At 64.2% G+C, this 2,115-nt stretch carries 1 protein-coding gene; it reads right to left on the reverse strand.

Annotated elements, in window-relative coordinates; all coding sequences use genetic code 11:
• Positions 1-1,907, reverse strand: a 1,907-nt coding sequence (gene dxs / locus K9B37_RS07855; protein WP_224312536.1) for a 1-deoxy-D-xylulose-5-phosphate synthase, incomplete at its 3' end; no start/stop codon positions are given.
• Between the last annotated feature and the right edge of the window lie 208 nt (positions 1,908-2,115).

The raw sequence follows: 2,115 nt of genomic DNA on the forward strand, positions 1-2,115 counted from the left end.
CAGGCCCGCGCTTTGCGGGCCTCCTCCTGTCCCAAAGCCTCGAACACCTTGGTGACGATGCCGGACGCATCAAGCCCGGCCTGGGCATACATGCGTTCGGGCTTGTCGTGGTCGATATAGGTGTCAGGCAGCACCACGGAACGGACCTTGAGGGTGCCCCGGTCGAGCGCGCCCTTCTCGGCGAGAAGCTGCAGGACGAAGGAGCCGAAGCCGCCGACCGAGCCCTCCTCGACGCTCACCAGCACCTCGTGCTCGCGGGCCAGACGGAGGATCAGCTCTTCGTCGAGGGGCTTGGCGAAGCGCGCATCGGCCACGGTTGTCGATAGGCCCCGGGCCTCCAGCTCTTCCGCAGCCTTCAGTGCCTCCGCAAGGCGCGTACCGAGAGACAGGATGGCGATCCGGGAGCCTTCCTTCACGATGCGGCCCTTGCCGATGGCGAGCGGAATACCCTGTTCCGGCAGATCGATGCCGACGCCTTCGCCGCGCGGATAGCGCAGCGCGATAGGCCCCTGGTCATGGGCCGCCGCCGTGGCGACCATGTGAACCAGTTCCGCCTCGTCGGCGGCGGCCATGATGGTCATGTTCGGCAGGCAGCCGAGAAAGGCGAGGTCGAAGGATCCGGCATGGGTAGGGCCATCGGCGCCGACCAGCCCGGCCCGGTCGAGCGCGAAGCGCACGGGCAGATTCTGAAGCGCAACGTCGTGAACCACCTGGTCATAGGCGCGCTGCAGGAAGGTGGAATAGATCGCACAGAACGGCTTGTAGCCTTCCGTCGCCATGCCGGCCGCGAAGGTGACCGCGTGCTGTTCCGCGATGCCGACATCGAAGGTGCGGGACGGGAACTCCTTGCCGAACAGGTCGATGCCCGTGCCCGATGGCATGGCTGCCGTGACAGCGACGATCTTGTCGTCCTTCGCGGCTTCCTTGATCAGGCTTTCGCCGAACACCTTGGTATAGGAGGGTGCGTTGGCCTTCGCCTTGGCCTGCGTTCCGGTCACGACGTCGAAGGTGACGACCCCGTGATACTTGTCGGCGGCAGCCTCGGCAGGAGCGTAGCCCTTGCCCTTCTGCGTGACGACATGAACGAGGATCGGCCCCGTCTCGGAATCCCGTACGTTCTTTAGGATCGGCAGCAGGTGGTCGAGGTTGTGCCCGTCGATGGGCCCGACATAGTAGAAGCCGAGCTCCTCGAACATGGTCCCGCCGGTCCAGAAGCCACGGGCGAATTCCTCGGCCTTGGCGGCCTTGTCGTAGAAGAATTTCGGCAGCTTCTTCGCCAGCTGCTTGGCCGTCTCGCGGATGCCGCGATAGGTGCCGCCGGAGACGAGCCGCGCCAGGTAGGAGGACATGGCTCCGGTCGGCGGCGCGATCGACATGTCGTTGTCGTTGAGGATCACGATGAGCCGCGAATGCATCGCACCCGCGTTGTTCATGGCCTCATAGGCCATGCCGGCCGACATGGCACCGTCGCCGATCACCGCGATGACGTTGTTCTTGCGTCTGTCCAGATCGCGGGCGACCGCCATGCCGAGGCCGGCCGAAATCGAGGTCGAGGAATGGGCCGCGCCGAAGGGGTCGTATTCGCTCTCCGCCCGTTTGGTGAAGCCGGAGAGGCCGCCCGCCTGGCGAAGGGTTCTGATCCGGTCGCGCCGTCCTGTGAGGATCTTGTGCGGATAGGCCTGATGTCCGACGTCCCAGATCAGGCGATCCTGCGGTGTGTTGAACACGTAGTGGAGCGCGACCGTCAGTTCGACGACGCCGAGCCCCGCGCCCAGATGCCCGCCCGTCACCGACACCGCGCTGATCGTCTCGGCGCGCAACTCGTCCGCCACCTGCTGAAGCTGATTCTCGGGAAGCTGCCGGAGGTCAGCCGGCGTCTTGACCGTATCGAGAAGAGGCACTGGCATGCACAATACTCCTACTGGCGATACTGGCCCGGCAATATTACACCCGGCTCTAGACTTCTCCTAAATCGGAGCGCAAATGGCATTTCCGACGCAGCTCATGCCTTGAATATCTACTTAGAGCTCCTAACAAAACCGTCTGCATTGGTTGAAGCAGATGAGAGCCCATCCAAGCGTGGTGAAGGCGAGATGGATGTCCTCGCGACGCTCA

Origin of the sequence: Microvirga puerhi (assembly GCF_020089865.1) — a bacterium.
In the GTDB taxonomy this organism is placed as follows: domain Bacteria; phylum Pseudomonadota; class Alphaproteobacteria; order Rhizobiales; family Beijerinckiaceae; genus Microvirga; species Microvirga puerhi.